13 protein-coding genes and 2 tRNA genes are annotated in these 19,230 nt (G+C 62.7%); 8 read left to right on the top strand and 7 right to left on the bottom strand.

Annotation, left to right across the window (positions count from 1 at the left end; translation table 11 throughout):
• Window positions 1-90: 90 nt before the first annotated feature.
• From CHB97_RS18980 to CHB97_RS18965, 4 genes are all read right to left on the bottom strand, one after another.
• Window positions 91-174: transfer RNA gene (locus CHB97_RS18980), tRNA-Leu, on the bottom strand.
• 251 nt (window positions 175-425) lie between these two features.
• The gene (locus CHB97_RS18975) at window positions 426-680 is read right to left on the bottom strand and encodes a hypothetical protein (protein ID WP_143271026.1); all 255 of its coding nucleotides are present in this window, start codon (window positions 678-680) and stop codon (window positions 426-428) included.
• Window positions 681-1,022: 342 nt separating this feature from the next.
• Window positions 1,023-2,537 (bottom strand): NAD(P)H-hydrate dehydratase, encoded by a 1,515-nt coding sequence (locus tag CHB97_RS18970; RefSeq protein ID WP_089289573.1) that lies wholly within the window; start codon window positions 2,535-2,537, stop codon window positions 1,023-1,025.
• A 116-nt stretch (window positions 2,538-2,653) separates the two neighbouring features.
• Window positions 2,654-2,729, bottom strand: a tRNA-His gene (locus tag CHB97_RS18965).
• Between the two features lie 340 nt (window positions 2,730-3,069).
• Between CHB97_RS18965 and CHB97_RS18960 the strand changes: the two genes are divergently transcribed.
• From CHB97_RS18960 to CHB97_RS18945, 4 genes are all read left to right on the top strand, one after another.
• On the top strand, window positions 3,070-3,408 hold the full coding sequence (locus CHB97_RS18960) for a P-II family nitrogen regulator (protein ID WP_089289572.1): 339 nt from the start codon (window positions 3,070-3,072) through the stop codon (window positions 3,406-3,408).
• 198 nt (window positions 3,409-3,606) lie between these two features.
• Entirely contained in the window at window positions 3,607-5,016 is a 1,410-nt protein-coding gene (gene glnA / locus CHB97_RS18955) for a type I glutamate--ammonia ligase (protein WP_089289571.1), read from the top strand.
• A 171-nt stretch (window positions 5,017-5,187) separates the two neighbouring features.
• Entirely contained in the window at window positions 5,188-5,619 is a 432-nt protein-coding gene (locus CHB97_RS18950; RefSeq protein ID WP_089289570.1) for a YciI family protein, read from the top strand.
• A gap of 67 nt (window positions 5,620-5,686) precedes the next feature.
• Window positions 5,687-5,953 (top strand): hypothetical protein, encoded by a 267-nt coding sequence (locus tag CHB97_RS18945; RefSeq protein WP_244559610.1) that lies wholly within the window; start codon window positions 5,687-5,689, stop codon window positions 5,951-5,953.
• Window positions 5,954-6,003: 50 nt separating this feature from the next.
• On the opposite strand, the gene CHB97_RS18940 is transcribed toward CHB97_RS18945, so the two are convergent.
• Complete coding sequence (locus CHB97_RS18940; protein ID WP_089289569.1) at window positions 6,004-8,319, bottom strand: TonB-dependent receptor; 2,316 nt, start codon at window positions 8,317-8,319, stop codon at window positions 6,004-6,006.
• Window positions 8,320-8,595: 276 nt separating this feature from the next.
• Here CHB97_RS18940 and CHB97_RS18935 point away from each other — a divergent pair, with 276 nt between their 5' ends.
• The 4 genes from CHB97_RS18935 (at window position 8,596) to CHB97_RS18920 (ending at window position 14,957) form a co-directional block, all read left to right on the top strand.
• The gene (locus CHB97_RS18935) at window positions 8,596-9,267 is read left to right on the top strand and encodes a GntR family transcriptional regulator (RefSeq protein WP_089289568.1); all 672 of its coding nucleotides are present in this window, start codon (window positions 8,596-8,598) and stop codon (window positions 9,265-9,267) included.
• Window positions 9,268-9,423: 156 nt separating this feature from the next.
• Entirely contained in the window at window positions 9,424-11,712 is a 2,289-nt protein-coding gene (locus CHB97_RS18930) for an LPS-assembly protein LptD (RefSeq protein WP_089289567.1), read from the top strand.
• A gap of 112 nt (window positions 11,713-11,824) precedes the next feature.
• Window positions 11,825-14,290, top strand: coding sequence for a PAS domain S-box protein (locus CHB97_RS18925; RefSeq protein WP_200820018.1), 2,466 nt, complete (start codon window positions 11,825-11,827; stop codon window positions 14,288-14,290).
• A gap of 85 nt (window positions 14,291-14,375) precedes the next feature.
• Entirely contained in the window at window positions 14,376-14,957 is a 582-nt protein-coding gene (locus tag CHB97_RS18920) for a glutathione peroxidase (protein WP_089289592.1), read from the top strand.
• Between the two features lie 62 nt (window positions 14,958-15,019).
• Here CHB97_RS18920 and CHB97_RS18915 read toward each other — a convergent pair whose 3' ends face one another.
• The gene (locus CHB97_RS18915) at window positions 15,020-15,595 is read right to left on the bottom strand and encodes a putative metalloprotease CJM1_0395 family protein (RefSeq protein WP_089289566.1); all 576 of its coding nucleotides are present in this window, start codon (window positions 15,593-15,595) and stop codon (window positions 15,020-15,022) included.
• Window positions 15,596-15,786: 191 nt separating this feature from the next.
• The gene (locus CHB97_RS18910; RefSeq protein WP_089289565.1) at window positions 15,787-19,134 is read right to left on the bottom strand and encodes a flagellar hook-basal body complex protein; all 3,348 of its coding nucleotides are present in this window, start codon (window positions 19,132-19,134) and stop codon (window positions 15,787-15,789) included.
• Between the last annotated feature and the right edge of the window lie 96 nt (window positions 19,135-19,230).

The following is a 19,230-nucleotide window of genomic DNA, read 5'->3' as shown; positions in this document are numbered from 1 at the left end:
CTCAGGCCCGGTGGATCGGACCGAAGCTCCCGCGGATACGCCCATGGATCGGCGCCACCGCGGTGGGTTGCGGGTCAAAACAACAAATTGTGGTGCGGGCGAAGGGACTTGAACCCCCACGTCTTTCGACACCGGAACCTAAATCCGGCGCGTCTACCATTCCGCCACGCCCGCACGCACGGGCAGACCAAAGCCTGCCCGCGGGAGCGCACCGTATAGCAAGGGAAAACAGCCGCGCCAAGCGCGATTCCGCAAAGCCGAGCGGCAAGAGCAATGGGGCTGGCGCAGAGCAGCGCCGCATCTGCTTTCCAAGTCATGCAATGGCATGAAAGCGGCCGCATCGGCCCATGCCTTGCTCGCCACGGGACCGAAAAGCAAAAGGGGGGCACAAACGCCCCCCTTTTTAATCCTGCCCCTCCAGGGGATCAGCCGGCCTGCGGCAGACCGTACAGGCGGTTGAAACTATCCACCGACAGGATGCGGATATTCCGGGCCGGATGGCCCCGATCGGGGCCATCCATTATGTCGTTGCGGGCGATATAGCGGACATGGGGCAAGGGAAACCCCTCTTCAGTCACGGCAACCACCTGGGCTGTTTCCACCGTATTGAAAATCACCCGCCGATAAACGGCGCCAGGCACCGGTGCAGCCACCTGTTTCGACCGCCTGAAGAACGACACGCCCATCTCCACGCTCCCCCACTCGCAAGAGGTTGAAGGGTGACCGACCGAGGTAACCTTTTCCCCCGGAACGCCGCCCAAAGTGGCACCAACCGACCCGTCACGAAGGCTAACGCATTAACATTGCCGTCGCAACAAACCGACCCACCGAAACCCGATTTTATTCCCAGCAATTTAAATTTGATTTTAAAGGCAAAGGGATCGGGGGTGCGGGGCCGCTGATTTCGTCCCGGGGAGGCTAGATTCCGCTTGGCGTCGGGTCGCGTAACCATTTTGGAACATGAACGGACCAGGCGATGCCACAGGGGCGGAGGGTCTGTTCATCCAACGGCAGCCCCGGTATCAGCCGGCAGGTGCCGACTCGAAGCCCCGGCGTAGGGCCGCCAGCACCGGCCGCAGGGCTTCAGGCAGGTCATCGGCAATCAGGCCCGGGCCGGCGACCCGGCCCGACTCGCCATGCAGCCAGGTCCCGGCACAAGCCGCTTCGAAGGCGGGCATCCCCTGGGCCAGCAAGCCGGCAATCAGGCCCGACAACACATCACCGCTGCCGGCCGTGGCCAGATCGGGCGGGGCATTATGGTTGATGGCGGCCCGGCCATCGGGGGCGGCGATCACCGTATCGGCCCCCTTCAACAGCACCACCGCCCCGCTGCGACGCGCCGCCTCCTGGGCACGTGCCAGCCGACTGCCGGCAATTTGGCCGAACAGGCGCTGAAACTCCCCTTCGTGCGGGGTCAGCACCCAATGTTCGTTAAGGCCCGCTTGCTGAAGGGTGGACAGGTCGCCGGCGAAAATGCTGAAAATATCGGCATCCAGCACCCCGGCCCGGCCAGCGCCCAGCGCCGCCAGGGTGGCGGCCCGCAGCAATGCCGCCGCCTCCCCCGTCGTTCCCGCGCCTGGCCCCAACAGCAGGGCATTGCGGCGAGGGTCCGCCAGCAGGGCGGTAAAACCGTCCAGCGAGTCCAGGGGCGCAACGATCAAACTGGCCTGCGACAGACTATATATAAGGGCTGCAGATGGATCGCAGGCCAGCGTCACCAACCCCGCCCCCACCCGCAGCGCGGCACGGGCGGCCAAACGCGCCGCACCGGTCATCACCGCCCCACCCAGCAGCAGCAGATGGCCGCGGGCATATTTATGCCCCTCCAGGCGCGGCCAGGGATATTGGGCTCGCCAGAGCGCCGGATCGTTGGCGAACAGAGTCGGCGCGATCTGCCCCAGCACGCTGGACGGAATGCCAATATCCGCCAGCACGAGAGAACCACAGAGCTGCCGGCCCGGCAGCAACAGGTGGCCCGGCTTGCGGCGGAAAAAGGTCACGGTCACCTGGGCCGGGGCCGCCGCCCCCATCACCTGCCCGGTATCGCCATTCACCCCGCTGGGCACATCCACCGCCACCACCGGTAGGCCGCTTGCTGCCAGGGCCTGCACCAGGCCCAGCGCCGCCCCTTCCAGCGGTCGGCGCAGCCCGGCGCCGAACAGCGCATCGATGACAATATCGGCATCCGCCAGCAGGGCCGGAGTCGCAGGCTCCACCGCGCCCGACCATTGCGTTGCCGCCCAGGCGGCATCGCCCGCCAAGGCCCCGCGCTCCCCCAACAGGGCAACACGCACCGGCCAGCCAGCCGCCGCCAGCAGGCCCGCCGCTACGAAACCATCACCGCCATTATTGCCGGGACCACACAGGGCCAGCACGCGCGGCCGCGCCCCCTCTCCCGCCAGCGTTTGCACGGCCGACGCCACCGCCGCGCCAGCCGCCGCCATCAGACGGGGGCCGGGAATGCCGGCCGCCATGGCAGCCTGATCGGCGGCATACATCTGGTTGATGGTCAGCAGGATGGGGGATTCCGGTTCCATGATCGAACCTCTGGCACGGGGATACCGGACCATGATGCGCCGGCGGGCCAGAAAACGTAAAGGCGCCTGCGGCTTTCGCCGGGCGCCTTCAACGTGTATCCTCTGCAGGAGAGGACTGGGGCGATGGACGGGACTCGAACCCGCGACCACTCGGACCACAACCGAGAGCTCTACCAACTGAGCTACCACCGCCGCCGGGAGCCGCTATATGCACCAGCTGCCGTTCTGACGTCAAGCACTGGTTCAAACTTTTTTTGACTTTTTTGGCAGGGACGAAAACGCCGCTATATCATGCAGCAGATCGGTATTTGGGAGCGATACAACGCCCATATGCACACCCTTTAACCCCAAGGGTCAAAAATTAGGCCACATCAAGATTAAAAATGAGGCAATCATTAAGAGATGACATGGTGAAATCCTCTGATCCCAACGGGCTGGGCAACTGGCACGGCATGTGCTTACATGGTCAGACGCGCTGGCCGGCAACCGGAAACGGACTGGTCGGCGCCGAAATTTGGAGCGGTGGGACGCGATGAAGAAAATCGAAGCCATCATCAAGCCCTTCAAGCTGGATGAGGTGAAAGAGGCCCTGCATGATGTTGGCATCAAGGGCATCACCGTCACCGAAGCCAAGGGCTTCGGTCGCCAGAAGGGCCATACGGAGCTGTATCGTGGCGCCGAATATGTTGTGGATTTCCTGCCCAAGGTGAAGATCGAGATCGTGATGGACGACAGCCTTGTCGACCGCGCGATTGAGGCGATCCAGCAGGCCGCCCATACCGGCCGTATCGGCGATGGCAAGATTTTCGTCACCCCGGTGGAAGAGGTGATCCGCATCCGCACCGGCGAACGCGGCTCCGACGCCATCTGAGGCTTCGTGCCGCATTGCCCCGGCGGGCGGTTCGCCCGCCAGATGGCCAAAGCGGCAATTTTCAGGGCCACCTCTGGGAGTCCTTGAAAATTATCTTTCAAACCGGCGGGGGTTGCGGTAACGCCCTTCATCTTGAAGCGGCATCAACCACCGCCTCGCAGCGACAGCGACAAACCTCAAACCACGGAAGCAGAGGCTATGTCTGATTTGGCCAAGTTCTTCGACCTGATCAAGGAAAACGACGTTAAGTATGTCGATTTCCGCTTCACCGATATCAAGGGGAAGGTCCATCACGTTTCCCAGCACCTGTCCACCGTGGACGAGGATCTGCTGACCGACGGCGTGATGTTCGACGGGTCGTCCATTGCTGGCTGGAAGGCCATCAACGAGTCGGACATGACCCTGGCGCCCGACCTGTCCACCGCCGTCATGGACCCGTTCTCGGCCCAGCCGCTGCTGACCGTGCTGTGCGACGTGCTGGAACCGTCGACCGGCCAGCCCTACAAGCGCGACCCGCGTTCCATCGCCAAGGCCGCTGAAAAGTACATGGCCTCGGCCGGTATCGGCGACGTGGCCTATTTCGGTCCGGAAGCCGAATTCTTCGTGTTCGACGACGTGAAGTTCGAAGTCTCGATGAACAAGGTGTTCTACGAGTTCGACAGCGAAGAAGGCCCCTACACCTCCGGCAAGGCCTACGAGGGTGGCAATATGGGCCACCGTCCGGGCGTCAAGGGCGGTTACTTCCCGGTGGCCCCGATCGACAGCGCCCAGGATCTGCGCGCCGAGATGCTGACCGTTCTGGGCGAGATGGGTGTGGAAGTCGAAAAGCACCACCACGAGGTGGCCGCTTCCCAGCACGAGCTGGGCGTGAAGTTCGGCACCCTGGTCAAGATGGCCGACGGGATGCAGCTGTTTAAGTATGTGGTGCACAATGTTGCGCACCAGTACGGCAAGACCGCGACCTTCATGCCGAAGCCGGTGTTCGGCGACAATGGCTCGGGTATGCACTGCCACCAGTCCATCTGGAAGGACGGCAAGCCGCTGTTCGCCGGCAATGGCTATGCCGACCTGTCGGAAACCGCCCTGTTCTATATCGGCGGTATCATCAAGCACGCCCGTGCCCTGAACGCCTTCACCAACCCGCTGACCAACAGCTACAAGCGTCTGGTTCCGGGCTATGAAGCCCCGGTGCTGCTGGCTTACTCCAGCCGCAACCGTTCCGCTTCCTGCCGTATCCCGCACGTGTCCAGCCCGAAGGGCAAGCGCGTCGAGGTTCGCTTCCCCGATCCGGGTGCAAACCCGTACCTGGCCTTCGCCGCCATGCTGATGGCCGGTCTGGATGGTATCCAGAACAAGATCCATCCGGGCGAGGCGATGGACAAGAACCTGTACGATCTGCCGCCGGAAGAACTGAAGGAAATCCCGACCGTCTGCCGCAGCCTGCGCGAAGCGCTGGAAAGCCTGAACGCGGACCGCGAGTTCCTGAAGAAGGGCGACGTGTTCACCGACGACATGATCGACGCTTTCATCGAGCTGAAGATGGAAGAAGTGCTGGCGTTCGAAACCTCGCCGCACCCGATCGAATACAAGATGTACTACAGCGTCTGATGCGCTTGCCGGCCCTGGCAACAGGGCCGGCAGCCAGCAGAGAGCATTTGGGAACCCCCGCCGGTCCGCCGGCGGGGGTTTCTTTTTTGCGGAAAATTTTCATGGGCATGTCGGTACAACCGGGGCCACAGCGTCTTTCAGGCAGAACCATCCTGAACGGGGACGCCAGCAATGAAATTCATGATCCTGCTGAAGGCCACAACCGCCACCGAAGCCGGTGAGATGCCGGATACCGGCCTGCTGGCCGCCATGACTGCCTATAATGAAGAGCTTTTAACGGCCGGCGTGCTGGCGGGCGGCGAAGGGCTGCATCCGACAAGCGCCGGCGCGCGGGTGCGTTTCGATGGCGCTGACCGCCAGGCAAAGTCGGGCCCGTTCGCGGACGATCCGGCCCATCTGATTGCCGGCTTCTGGATTTTTGAGACGAACAGCCTGAAAGAGGCGGTGGAATGGGTAAAACGCTGCCCCAACCCCACCGGCCAGCAGGCGGAAATCGAAATCCGCCGTATCTTCACGGCAGAGGATTTCGGCCCCGCCATGACCCCGGAATTGCAGGCACGGGAAGAGAAGCTGCAAACGGCCTTGAGCGGCTATCTGGGCTGACGGGCTTTCCCGTCAGCGGACAAGGGCATAGGATGGGGCCTGTTCTGCCGCAATCAGGCTCGCCCCCATGTTCCGCCCCTTGCACGCACCCATGATCGCCCTGGCCCTGTTGGCCAGCCTGCCCGCCCCTGCCCTGGCCCAGCAGGCCGAGGCCAAGGCGGCGGCGCTGGATGCCAATTGCAAGCCGGGTAAGGTGGAGGTGCTGAAGCGCGTCAATGGCCGGCTGTCGGAAACACTCTACAAGATCGTCTGTACCGGCCAGAAGACCAGCGACGGCAAGGAAGTGGCCGTCACCGTGCAGTGCCGCGACCGAATCTGCGTGACCTCCCGCTGAAAGCAGCAGCGGGGCCGGGATATCTCCCGGCCCCGCTGTATCGCTCACCCTCAGAACTTCGCCTTCAGTTCCAGCCCCCAGGTACGGGGCAGGCCCTTGGTGACGAAGTTGAAGGTGGTGGTGTTGGGCACCACCAGCACCACGCCATCGGCATTATAGCGCTTGTCGAACAGGTTGCGGGCGAACAGGTTGATGCCCCAGGTCTCATTCTCCACGCCCAGGCGGACATTCACCAGATCCAGCGCGGGGCGTTCCGTGCCCGGCGTGTTCAGCGTGTCGAAATACATCGGGCCGGTGCGGTTATATTCCACGCGGGCCGACAGGTCGAAGCCATCGCCAATCGGCTTGCTGTACTGGCTGCCCAGGATGACGTCATATTTGGCGGTGAAGGGGAAGCGGTTGCCCACCGTCTGCGGCAGCTCCTTATTCTCCTTGATCTCGCTATGCAGATAGCCAAAGCCGCCGAACAGGTCCAACCCGTCGGCCACCCGCACCACGCCATCCATCTCGAACCCCTTGATGTCGTTGCGATCAACGATGGAGATCACGCGCGACAGGGAGAAGGGGAAGAACTGGAAATAATGGGCATTTTCCACCCTGGTGGTGAAGGCGGCCACGTTGAAGGTGACGCGGCCATCGAACAGGCGGGTCTTCACGCCCGCCTCATAGGATGATGACGTCTCCTTGTTGAACTGGTCTTGCACCGTGGTGTTGGTGACGCCATCGATATTGATGATGTTGAAGCGGCTGCCCAGCGGGTTGAAACCGCCCGAGCGGAAGCCCTCCCCCCAGGTGGCATAGAGGGAGACCTGATCCGACGCGTTCCAGCGCAGGGAGATGCGCGGCTGCAGGTCACTGAAGCTCTCCTTGCGGACCAGCCCCTGCACATTGGGGATAGGGGAGAAGGCGGCCGGGGTCAGGTTCGTCGTCTCCCGATTCTCCTTGTCGTAGCGCAGCGCGACCGAGGCTTCCACATCCGGCACGATATCATAGGCCAGCTGGCCGAACAGGGCCCAGGCATCGTTGGCATTGTCGGTCCAGGTGACGGCCACCACCGGGTTTTCAGGGCCGCCCAGCGGTGCCGGCACGATGACGCCCTGGCCCAGATCATTACCCCGGTTCAGCACGACTTCGCGGTTGAACTTGATGTAATAGGCGCCGGCGATGTAGCGCAGCCGGTCTTCACCGGGGGAGGTGAAGCGCAGTTCAAAGGATGTGTCATCCTGATTGCGCTCCTGATATTGCGTGCCGTCGCGCGGGGTGGGGCCATAGCCCTCATACAGCGCCGGGTTGGTGAAGAAATCCGTCGGCTTGGGCGCATTGGGGAACGGGGCACCGAACAGGGCCAGATCGACCGCCCCTTCACCGCCCATATTCTCTTTCAGGTCATGATAGGCGGCGGTGAAGGTCAGGGTGCCGGCCTCGCTGTTCCAATCCACCTTGCCGGCAATATCCAGCCGTTCCTGGTGGTTGAAGCTGTCGACATTGCCGACATAGGGGATGGAGGTGTCCTTGATATCGACACCGTTGGTGAAGCCCGGCGTACCCGCCGTCTGATTGTTGAAATTGAAGGCATAGCCATGGACCTTGGCATAGCCGACCGACAGATCGACCTCGATATCCTCCGTCGCCTTATACACCAAGCGGCCGCGTACCTGCCCTTCGGAGAAGCTATCCTCCTTCTTATGCAGGGTGATGTTTTCGAAATAGCCCTCGCGGTCCTTGTAGGCAGCGGTGATACGGGCAAACAGCTTATTCTCAATGATCGGGCCGCCGACAAAGCCGGTGACCTTGTATTCATTGCCGTTGAACTCATAACCGGCGCGGATTTCGCCCTCCGGCTCGTTCCCCGGCTTCTTGGTGGTGACCAGAATGGCGCCGCCAATGGCGTTGCGGCCATAGATGGAGCCCAGCGGCCCCTTGATCACCTCAATCTGCGCGATATCCACCATATCCTGGTTGAAGGCATTGGGGTTGGGCACCAGCACCCCATCCAGCACATAGGCGAAGGGCGGCTCGCTGTCGCGCGGCTGGATGACGCCGCGGATATGCACCTGGCTTTCACCGACATTGGTGGTCTGCAGGAAGCTGACATTGGGCGTCAGGGACAGGAAATCCGCCGGCCCGGTGATACCGGCCTTTTCAATCGTGTCGGCGGTGAAGGCGGCCACGGCCACCGGGGTTTCGCGCGCCGTCTCATTACGCTGGCGGGCGATCACGACGATCTCGTCCAGCATAATATCATCATTCGCCGGCGGCGGGGCAGCGTTCTGCGCCGCCGCGTTATTGGATACAATTGTCAGGATCGCCAACGCCGTCCCGGCGCTGAGACGTGACAGCAATCCCTTGCCGATTTTCATCATCATCTCCACTGTTCTCTTTGATTTATGAGAGGCCGCCGACCCTGTTTCCGGTTGTGCGACCTGTTACCCGTGACAATAAGTCTGTGTCGCGACCAGATAGGCAGCAAGGGGGTAGATGCAAACATTGTATACTTTGACTGGAACTGTTGTATGAATGACGCGGTGCCACCGAAAGCCGCCATCAAGGAGATGCCCCTTGCGGGCTGGTGTCAGGGCACAGGGGCGCTATAACCATCCCAGGCAAGACCGTAATGACGGCGATCAGGGGAGGCCCGGAACATGAGCAATGCGGTGGAGAAGGCCTATGCCGAGATCCGTGATGCCATCATGGTCGGCATTTTCCCGCCCGGCACACATCTGAAGGAAGATGAGCTGGCGAAAAGGATCGGCGTCAGCCGCACCCCGATCCGGGAGGCGCTGCGCCGGCTGAATGCCGAAGGCTCGGTACGATTCCTGCGCAACCATGGCGCCTTTGTCGCCGACTGGACCATGGCGGAAATCCGGGAAATCTTCGATCTGCGCGGGGTACTGGAAGGCTATGCCGCTGAACGCGCGGCGGAACGCTGTTCCGCCGACGATGTGGCGCGGTTGCGCCAGCTGGCAGAAGAGATGATCGCGCTGGAGGCCGAGGGCGGACCCGATTTCCGCTCCCGCATCGCCGAGGCCAATGGCGAATTCCACCGCATCATCGTGCAGAGTGCCGGCACCCAGCGGCTGGGCAGCATGATGGCCCAGGTGGTGGAGCTGCCGCTGGTGCTGCGCACCTTCCACCGCTATGACCCCGAGGCGCTGCGCCGCAGCCTGAACCACCATCTGGAGATCGTGGCGGCGATGGAGGTGCGCGACGGCGCCTGGGCCGGTTCGGTCATGCGCAGCCATATCGCTGCCGCTTGGCACGCCATCGACTCCGGCGCCCGGGAAGAAGCCAGCCGTCGGGAAGCGGCAGAATAAGGCCGGGGCCGTCTTCGCCAAGTCTTTGCCGCAATCACCCTCTTCCATGCCGCTGACCTGTCCGCCATCGGCGTGCATTGACTTCGTTGCCGTCGTCGGGGACAAGCTGAAACCCAGTGATGAGATTCTTCCCCGTTGGAACAAGACGGCCCGCCCATGACGCCGACCACCCTTCGCCTCCGCCGCCTGCTGCTCTGCTCCGCCCTGGCCCTTGGCGCGCCGGCGGCCTGGGCGCAGACCAACCCGGTGGGCACGCCCGGCGTCTCCCCCGTCGCACTCGGCAGCGCGGAGAAGGACAAGGGCAAGGGGCAGCCGGTGCTGCTGTCGGCCGACCATCTGGATTATGATGAGGATCTGGGCATCGTCACCGCGCGCGGCCATGTGGAGCTGAGCCAGGGGGCACGCCTGCTGCTGGCTGATACGGTCAGCTTCTCGGAAAAGACCAACATCGTCACCGCGTCGGGCAATGTCTCCATCCTGGAGCCAACGGGCGAGGTGCTGTTCGCCAATTACACCGAGCTGTCGGACGATCTTTCCCGGGGCTTCGTCGATCAGGTCCGCATCCTGATGTCGGATAATTCCAAGTTCGCCGCCCTGCAGGGCGAACGGCTGGACGGGCGCTATACCCGCATGGAAAAGGGCGTCTATTCGCCTTGCGAGCTGTGCGCCAGCGACCCGACGCGCCCGCCCATCTGGCAGATCCGGGCCGCCCGCATCACCCATGATCAGGAAAAGCACGATATCTATTACCGGGACGCCACGCTGGAGGTGATGGGCGTTCCGGTGATGTATATGCCCTTCTTCGGCCATCCCGATCCCACCGTGGAACGGCGCAGCGGCTTCCTGCCGCCGGCCGGGGGCATCAGTTCCGATCTGGGCACCTATGCCCGCATCAAATATTTCTTCGATATCGACGAATCGAAGGATTTCACCCTGGAGGCCGTGCCCAGCACGGAGGATGATCTGCTGCTGGGTGGTGAATATCGCCAGCGCTTCGGCAGTGGCAGCCTCAACCTGTCAGGCAGCGCCACCTATGCCGACCGGCCACGCATCATCGGCAATCAGGAAGTGGTGAAGAAGAATTTCCGGGGCCATATCTTCGCCAATGGCCGGTTCGACATTGACCAGAACTGGCGCTGGGGTTTCGACCTGCGGCGCGTCACCGACAATACGCATCTGCTGCGCTATGATTATTCGGCAGAAGACATCCTGAACAGCCGCGCCTTCGTGGAATGGTTCAGCGGCCGGGATTATTTCAGCTTCAACGCCTATGATTTCCAGGATCTTCGCCCCGCCAACCGGGAGGAAGAGCCGGTGGTGCTGCCCATGGCCCAGTATAATCTGCTGGGCGAGCCGGGCAGCCTGCTGGGCGGCCGTTGGGAGTTTGATGCCGGCCTGCTGTCGCTGCTGCGCAGTGACGGCAATGATACACGCCGCCTGTCCAGCGCCCTGGGCTGGCGGCGCAGCGACATCGCCCCCATCGGCCTTGTTTCCACCCTGAATGCCGAAATGCGCACCGACGGCTACTGGGTGTCCGACCTGCGCCGGGCCGATGGCACGGTCGACCGCGATGACAAGGCGCGGCTGCGCGCCTTCCCGCACGCGGAATGGACCGTCTCCATGCCGCTGGCCCGCCAGATGGGCACGGTGCAGCATATGGTGGAACCGATGGTGATGCTGTCGGCCGCCCCCAATATCTCTGCCAGTTCGGCCATCCCCAACGAGGACAGCCAGGATATCGAGTTCGATTACACCAACCTGTTCAGCGCCTCCCGCTATAATGGCATTGACCGGCTGGAGGGCGGGCAGCGCGTCACCTATGGTGTGAAAAACGGCTTCTATGGCTTTGGCGGTGGCAGCAGCACGCTGTTTGTCGGCCAATCCTACCGGCTGCAGAAAGACACGGACTTCCCGGAAAGCTCCGGCCTGCGCCGTCGCAGCTCTGACGTGGTCGGCAAGCTGGAGCTGAGCCCCAGCCCCTGGATGGATGTCAGCTATTCCTTCCGGTTGGACAGCAAGACGCTGGCCCAGCGCCTCCACGATGTCTATGGCACCATTGGTCCGCAGCAGTTCCGCGTCTCCGGCGGCTATGTCTTCATCGACAAGCTGGCCCAGTCCCCCACCAACAGCATCACCAGCAGCACCAGCCTGCGTGACCGTGAAGAACTGACCCTGGCCATCAATTCCGCCATCACCGAGCACTGGTCGGTCGGCATCAACCATCGCCGCGATCTGGCCAAGGGCGGCAGCGGACCGCTGCGCAGCGGCGCCACCATCACCTATCAGGATGAATGCCTGACCTTCCAGCTGGTGGGGGAACGCAACTATACCGAACGCACCGGCGTCGATACCGGTGACCGGCTGTTCTTCCGCGTGGTGCTGAAGAATCTGGGCGAGTTCATGAGCCCCGCCATCTCCGGCAAGGTATTCGGCGAACAGCGTTGAGGGCGGTCGCGGATATAACCCGTTGGCACTAATTGACCACCGGCCCCGAACATGTTCTCCAGGGGATATTCCTGGGAAACATCCGGGCCGGCACACCCCGACGGGAGCAACCATGCCGCAACAGACCGCCGCCTTCCTTGCCCGTGGCGGGGAAATCGGGGCGCTGATGCAGCGCAAGGACTGGTCGCAATCCCCCCTGGGCGCGCCAGAGAGCTGGCCCGGCGCCTTAAAAACCACGGTCGGCCTGATGCTGACCGCCAAGGCCCAGATCGTGCTGTTTTGGGGACCGACCTTCATCGCACTTTACAATGATGCCTATGCCCCCACCATCGGTCTGAAACATCCCGACGCGCTGGGGCGGCCGGCGGCGGAATATTGGTCGGAACTGTGGGACGATCTGCATCCGCTGCTGCAATCGGTGCGGGACAGTGGCCAGACCGTCTTCGCCAATGACCGGCCATTCTACATTGAACGGCATGGCTATCCGGAGACAGTCTATTTCGACATCTCCTATTCCCCCGTCTTCGATACGGATGGCAGCATCGGCGGCGTGCTCTGCATCGTCTCGGAAACGACGGGGCGGGTGCTGGGGGAACGGCGGCTGCGGGAAAGCGAGGCGCGCTTCCGCAATATGGCCGACCATGCCCCGGTGATGATGTGGGTCACCGACCAGAAGGGGCTCTGCACCTATCTCAACCGCTCCTGGTATGAATTTACCGGCCAGGGGCAAGATGAAGGGCAGGGTCTGGGCTGGCTGGAGATGGTGCATCCGGAGGACCGGGCGGAAGCCGAACGCATCTTCGCCGCCGCCGGGGAGCGAGGGGAGCCGTTCCGGCTGGAATACCGGCTGCGGCGGGCCGATGGCCTCTATCGCTGGGCCATCGACGCCGCCGCCCCGCGTTTTGCCGAGGATGGCAGCTTCCTGGGCTATATCGGCTCGGTCATCGACATTGCTGACCGTTTTGAAGCGGAACAACGGGTCCGGGATAGTGAGGCGCACCTGCAGGCGCTCAGCAATTCCATTGATGACATGGTCTGGTCAGCCCGCGCCGATGGCTATCTCGATTACTATAATGACCGCTGGTACGAATTTACCGGCCTGCCACGCGGGGCCAGTGATGGCGACGCCTGGGATAGTGTCATTCATCCGGAAGATCAGGCACGAACCTGGGAATGCTGGCGTAACTCGCTTGCCACCGGCACCCCCTATCGCATCGAATACCGGATGCGCCACCGCTCGGGCCGCTATCTCTGGGCCATGGGCCGGGCACAGCCGGTGCGGGACAGCGATGGCAGGATTGTCCGCTGGTTCGGCACCTGTACCGACATCCAGGCCATCGTGGATGCGCGCGAGGTGCTGGCCCGATCACGGGAGGAGCTGGAGCGCGAGGTGAATGAGCGCACGGCCAAGCTGCTGGAGGCGGAAAGCCGCCTGCGTCAGGCCCAGAAGATGGAGGCGGTGGGCCAGCTGACCGGCGGCATCGCCCATGATTTCAACAATATGCTGGCTGTCATCATCAGCGGCCTGACGCTGATGCAGCGCCGGCTGGCGCGCGGCGACACCAACATCGCCCCTTATATTGAAGGCGCCATGGATGGGGCACATCGGGCCGCCGCCCTGACGGAACGGCTGCTGGCCTTCGCCCGCCAGCAGCCGCTGGCCCCACAGATCGTCGATGCCAACAGCCTGATCAATGGCATGTCGGAGCTGCTGCTACGGGCGCTTGGCGAACCGATCCGGGTGGAAATGGTGCGCGCTGCCGGCTTGTGGCGCACCCATGTCGACCCCAACCAGCTGGAAAATGCCCTGATCAACCTGGCCGTCAATGCCCGCGACGCCATGCCCGGCGGTGGACGGCTGACGATTGAGACGGCCAATGCCTTCATCGACGATGCCTATGGTGCCGAACATGAGGTGCAGCCGGGCCAATATGTGCTGATCGCCGTGACCGACACGGGTGACGGCATGACGCCGGAGGTGCTGGCCCGCGCCTTCGACCCGTTCTTCACCACCAAGGGGGTCGGGCGCGGCACCGGGCTGGGCCTGTCGCAAGTGTTCGGCTTTGTCCGCCAATCTGGCGGCCATGTGAAAATCTATTCGGAGCCGGGGCACGGCACCTGCGTGAAAATCTATCTGCCCCGCCATTATGGCGATGCCCTGCCCTATCAGCGCCGTAGCGAAGCCAAGCCGGGGCAGGTGGCCCGGCCGGGGGAGGTGGTGCTGGTGGTGGAGGATGAGGAACGGGTCCGCCGCTTCTCCGTCGAAGCCCTGCGGGAGCTGGGCTATACAGTGGTGGAGGCGGCCAGCGGGCTGGAGGCGTTGTCGCTGATCGAAGCGGGCTGCCGGCCATCCCTGATGTTCACCGATGTGGTGATGCCGGAAATGACCGGGCGCCAGCTGGCCGACAAGGCGCAGTCCCTGCTGCCGGGGCTGAAGGTGCTGTACACCACCGGTTATACCCGCAACGCGGTCGTCCATAATGGCGTGCTGGACCCCGGCACCCATTTCCTGCAGAAACCATTCGGGCTGGATGCGCTGGCGGCAAAGGTACGGGAAACACTGGACGGCGACGCTTAAGCCCCTAAATAATGGTTAAACCAAGCTGCCGGTGACGGCGCAGGGTTTTGCCAAGATGCATAATGCCAACCGATCAGGTGAGATCATGGAACTGGTGAGTCGTTCTTCCACCCGCCGCGCCTTCATGGGGCTTTGCGCCGGGCTGGCCCTGCTGGCGGGCTTTGGTCCTCTGGCCACCCCGGCCAAGGCCGAAAACGCTTATGACTTCACCTTCCAGGCCATTGAAGGTGGGGCGCTGCCCCTGTCCCAGTATAAGGGCAAGGCCGTGCTGGTGGTGAACACCGCCTCCATGTGCGGTTACACGCCCCAGTACAAGGGCTTGGAAACCCTGTGGGAAAAGTATCGCGACAAGGGGTTGGTCGTGGTTGGCGTCCCCTCCAATGATTTTGGCGGCCAGGAGCCCGGCTCCGACAAGGAAATCAAGGAATTCTGCAACGTCAATTTCGCCATCGACTTCCCCATGACCACCAAGGAACCGGTGAAGGGCGCCCAGGCCCACCCGTTCTACAAGTGGGTGGCAGCCCAGAAGGGGGAGCCGAAATGGAACTTCCACAAGTATCTGCTGGCGCCCGACGGCACGCTGGTCGCGGCCTTCCCCTCCAAGATCGAACCGGATAATGCCGAGTTCCTGACGGCGGTTGAAAAGGCCCTGCCGAAAGCCAGCTGATCAGCCCAGCATCTCCCCGCCCTGACCGGGGCGGGGAGATGTTCCACGTGAGCTGGCCTGTTTCACGCCGTGATATTCAGCCCCGGAGCGGCAGCCTTTGCCGGGGTCGGCGCTGCCGCAGCAGCCAGCCCATAGGCAGCCTGCGCCTGCCGGTTCAGTAACGGGGATGCGGGATTGGGCCGTTCCTGGCCATCATCGCCGCCACCATCCTGCTGCTTATCCCGCAGTTCATTCTGTGCCTGGGCCTTGGTGGCGTCGGCCTGCGAGGCAACCGCCCGGTCCTGCGGCGATGGGTCAGGGGGGGCCAGTGCTGCCCGCTTGACCACCTCCATCTTGGTGATGGTGGCTTCCGGGTTGTTGCGGACAGGGGAGGCATCAATCGGCACCTCGCCTGCCGTGGCATAACGGCGTCCATCCGGCCCGGTGGTATATTCCAGTTGAATCGCCCCGGCATAGGGGCCGCCGGCCGTCTTATGCGCCTGCTCATGCTGGCGCACCTGCGTGTCGGTCTTCTGCAGCTCCCGCACTTGCTGCTGCTGTTCGTTGGACAGCGCTTTCTGTCCGGACGCGGCTGCCCCACCGCCACCGACACGCGGCGACGCAGCACCCGACAGAACGGACAGGCCGGAGACAGACATATTACACGGCGCAGAGAGAAGAACCTATCGCTGTAACATAGTTCGCTTCCCGCATTTTGACCAGCCGGTCCCTGGCAGGGCGCCATCGCTGCCGGATGCCGGTACCCCATAAACGCGAAATCCCGGCCCCTTGCGGGGCCGGGATCGACACGCCATGCACCTGGGGTAAGGGGCCGGTGCCGCCCGCTGGATCAGCGCTTCAAGTTGATGGTCTCCGTCAGCATTTCGTCGGTGGTGGTGATGACGCGGGTATTGGCCGTATAGGAACGCTGGGCCACGATCAGCTTGGTGAATTCCTGCGCGATATCCACGTTGGAACCTTCAATGCTGCTGGCTGCGATGGTGCCGGCACCATTCTGGCCGGTATCGTTGAAGCGCGCCCGACCGCTCTCCGCCGATTCCGTGAAGACGCCGCCGCTTTCACGGCCCAGGGCATTGGCATTGTTGAACAGGACCAGCGGCACCTGGGCGATGATGCGGCGGCGGCCATTGTCATAGTTGGCCACCACATCACCATTTTCGCGCACTTCCACATCCTTGAAGGTGCCCTGCGGGCTGCCATCCTGAAGCTGGGAGGTCACGTTGATCTGGCTGCCATTGAACTCGGTCAGGCCTGAAGCCTCACCGAAGGTGCCGACATCCAGGGTGATGGTCTGCGGCCCATTGCCATAATCCACGTCGAAGGAAATCTGGGCCGGCTGCCCGGCTGCCGTCACAGCCGTTACGCGGGCATTACCTTCACCGACATTGGCGGAAGACAGGCTGGACAGCGTACCCGTCTTGACCTGCTCACCGCTGGGCAAGGTGCCGCCGAAGTTCAAGGTGACGTGGGCCGGCGTCGAGCCCAAGGTGGAATTGGGCTCTGCCAGGAAAGCCAGCCCATCCTCATTCCCGGTCATGGTGAGAACGCCGCCAACCGCCGTCGCCCGCACCGGGATGCCGGGTTCCTTATTGACCGCAGCCGCCAGATTGGTGGCGATTTCGTCCAGCGAAACCTCCTTACCGGTTGTGGTATAGGGGATGGTCTTGCTGAAGCTGGGGAAGGTCTTCTGTGTGCCATCCAGCTTGATGCTGGCATCCTTGGCCGTCAACACAATGCCGGTCGTATCGCCATTATCATTGGTGATCGCCTTGGCGCTGACCGGCGCACCGAAATCATTATTCACCTTGGTAATGAGGTTCTCCATCACGCTCTTAACATCAGGGAAATCCCCAATATTCTGTTCCGTGATCTGCGTTGAATAGGTGGTGCCGTTCATGGTGACGGCATAGACATTGCCCAGTACCGGCGCCGCCGTGGCGTTGGAGAAATCGAACCTCTGCGAGGTCGGATCGGTGACCATCGCATCGGTATCGGTGACGTTGAATGACTTGTTAGCACCCGTAACAGGATCGACGCTTACGCCGGTCAGCTGGAGCTTATTGCCCACCACAGCGGCGGTGACATCCGTGCTGGTGATCGTGGGCAGGAAGTACGTGGTCAACGCATCCGTCATCGTCGGCGGTTGCGGCAACGCATCAATGTCGGCCTGGGTCAAGGGGCCATAGTTGGCAAGCGAGCCATTGACGGTCAGGCTGAAAATATCCCCCACCACCGGGGCGCGGTCCGGATAGTTCAGTTCCGTCACCTGGGCCTTGGTGGCGGTTGCCTGGGTGATGGTGGTGCCACGCTGCGCCGTCGGCTCGGTCTGGATGGGGCTGGGGCTGCGCAACGTCACGGAATAGACAGCCCCGACATCGCCCGGAACACCCCCGATCGAAATGCGCTGGGTCTGACGCCCCCCGCTGACATTGCCCTGCAGAGAGCTGACAAAGGTTGTGTTATCCGCAGCCGCAGCATTGGTGACCGACGGCTGCATCAGCTTGTCACGCGCCGTGACATTGAAACCGGTGCCGGCCGTCGTAGCCGTCAGCACCAGCCGGTTATCACTGACGCTGGCCGTGAAGTTTGTGCTGGTGATGGTGGGCAGCAAGTGGGTCGTCAACGCGTCGCTGAACTTCGGCGGCTGCGGCAGCGCATCAATGTCAGCCTGGGTCAGCTTGTAGGAATAGGTCTGACCGTCCGCGCTCACGCTCAACTCTTCACCCGCCACCGGCGCGCGGTCGGGGTATGAGAGCTGTGTGACCTGCTGCACGCCGGCATTGTTGGGGGTAACCGTCTCGCCCACCTGGTCGCCAACACTGAAACTGTCGCCAGCACTGGTGCTGCGCAGCGCCAGGGCATTACCCGAAACCGAGGCTACCACCCGTTCGCCGGCCGAGTTGGCGTTGATCTGGGAAGCCAGCGCCTGGACAACACCGTTCAGATCCTTCAGCTGGCCGACATTGGCCGCCGTCACTTCCACCTTGTAGGTCTTGTTCGTCGTGTTATCGACATTCACGGTGAAGACGTCACCGATATCGATGGAGCTGCCGGCGAAGGTCAACACGCTCTGCTGCGGCTGGGTCGCGGTGGCGGCCGTGGTAACGGGGCTGTTCACCGTGTTCGCGGTGGGGGCCGCATTGGTCACTTTGGTGGCCAGGGTGAAACCGGTGCCGGCATCGGCAGCCGTCAGACGCAGGCGACCACCGCTGACAACGGCATTGACGCCGGCGGGCGGTACGGAGGCGTTGATCTTGTCGGCCAGCGACTGGGCAACACCGGTCAGGTTGGACAGCTGGGAAGCGTTGGTCGGTGTAATCGTTTCGGTAAAATCGGCCCCATTCACGGTGACCTTGTAGGTGTCACCGATCTTGAAAGCGCCATCACCTTTGGGGGAGGTGAACTGCACCTCGTCGATCTGTTTGCGGGCCTCGGCACCCGGCGTCAGGCTGGTGGAAGCGGCACTGACCGGGAAGCCGGTCAGGTTGCCGGACAGGGGCAGCTTGCCGGTCGCACCCGGGGTGTCGATGGACAGGCGCCAGGAGCCCTCGGACTGGCCAGGACGCCAACCCAGGGTGATGTCGCGCGGCGTGCCGGTCGCATCATAGATCTGGATGGTGGTCGGCTGGATCGGCGTGCCGGCCTGGGGTTCCTTCGGGAGGTTGGCCTTGAGCGTGATATTCTTGGTCGGCACCGGGCTGTCGATATCCGCCGTCACCTTGATGGGCGAAGCCGTCGTCGTGAAGGAATTGGTCGCTTCATTGTAAATATAGCCGTTCAGCGCATAGCCGGAACGATTGACCAGCGTGCGATCATCATTCAGCTCAAAGCTGCCGTCACGGGTATAGAAGCGTTCCTGCGTCGGCGTCGCGACACCATTGACTTCTGTCAGGCGGCTGACGCTGAAGAAGCCCTGACCACGCACTGCCAGATTGGTGGTACGATCCACCGTGGAGATGTTGCCGGCCACGCTGTTGGCGTAGGACGGGCGCGCCACCACACCACCGGGACTATGGGTACGGGCGTTGGATTGCAGCACCAGATTGGTGAAGGCGGTATCCACCCGCTTGTAACCGGTGGTCTGCGAATTGGCGATATTATCAGAGATATGGCCAAGCGCGGAGGCCTGGGCCTGCAGGCCGGCGATACCAGTGGTCAAGGAGCCGAAGATGCTCATGGGAAAACTCCCGTTGGAATAATGGCGTGTCGCCAGTACCTAAGCAATTGTGATGCCAACTGGGGATGGGGACGGAATCCGCTGATTTTCCTCAGT

The sequence above is a fragment of the Azospirillum sp. RU38E genome, from assembly GCF_900188385.1.
In the GTDB taxonomy this organism is placed as follows: Bacteria; Pseudomonadota; Alphaproteobacteria; order Azospirillales; family Azospirillaceae; genus Niveispirillum.
The sequence above is the reverse complement of the archived record's forward strand: the minus strand, read 5'-3'. Positions and strand labels throughout refer to the sequence as shown.

What these genes read in the sequence shown, in the direction of transcription:
- CHB97_RS18935 (WP_089289568.1), top strand. Translation starts at nt 8,596, where the DNA reads ATGAGCAATGCGGTGGAGAAGGCCTATGCCGAGATCCGTGATGCCATC.
- CHB97_RS18970 (WP_089289573.1), bottom strand. Translation starts at nt 2,537, where the DNA reads ATGGAACCGGAATCCCCCATCCTGCTGACCATCAACCAGATGTATGCC.
- CHB97_RS18920 (WP_089289592.1), top strand. Translation starts at nt 14,376, where the DNA reads ATGGAACTGGTGAGTCGTTCTTCCACCCGCCGCGCCTTCATGGGGCTT.
- CHB97_RS18930 (WP_089289567.1), top strand. Translation starts at nt 9,424, where the DNA reads ATGACGCCGACCACCCTTCGCCTCCGCCGCCTGCTGCTCTGCTCCGCC.
- CHB97_RS18940 (WP_089289569.1), bottom strand. Translation starts at nt 8,319, where the DNA reads ATGATGATGAAAATCGGCAAGGGATTGCTGTCACGTCTCAGCGCCGGG.
- CHB97_RS18910 (WP_089289565.1), bottom strand. Translation starts at nt 19,134, where the DNA reads ATGAGCATCTTCGGCTCCTTGACCACTGGTATCGCCGGCCTGCAGGCC.
- glnA (WP_089289571.1), top strand. Translation starts at nt 3,607, where the DNA reads ATGTCTGATTTGGCCAAGTTCTTCGACCTGATCAAGGAAAACGACGTT.
- CHB97_RS18915 (WP_089289566.1), bottom strand. Translation starts at nt 15,595, where the DNA reads ATGTCTGTCTCCGGCCTGTCCGTTCTGTCGGGTGCTGCGTCGCCGCGT.
- CHB97_RS18945 (WP_244559610.1), top strand. Translation starts at nt 5,687, where the DNA reads ATGTTCCGCCCCTTGCACGCACCCATGATCGCCCTGGCCCTGTTGGCC.
- CHB97_RS18925 (WP_200820018.1), top strand. Translation starts at nt 11,825, where the DNA reads ATGCCGCAACAGACCGCCGCCTTCCTTGCCCGTGGCGGGGAAATCGGG.
- CHB97_RS18960 (WP_089289572.1), top strand. Translation starts at nt 3,070, where the DNA reads ATGAAGAAAATCGAAGCCATCATCAAGCCCTTCAAGCTGGATGAGGTG.
- CHB97_RS18950 (WP_089289570.1), top strand. Translation starts at nt 5,188, where the DNA reads ATGAAATTCATGATCCTGCTGAAGGCCACAACCGCCACCGAAGCCGGT.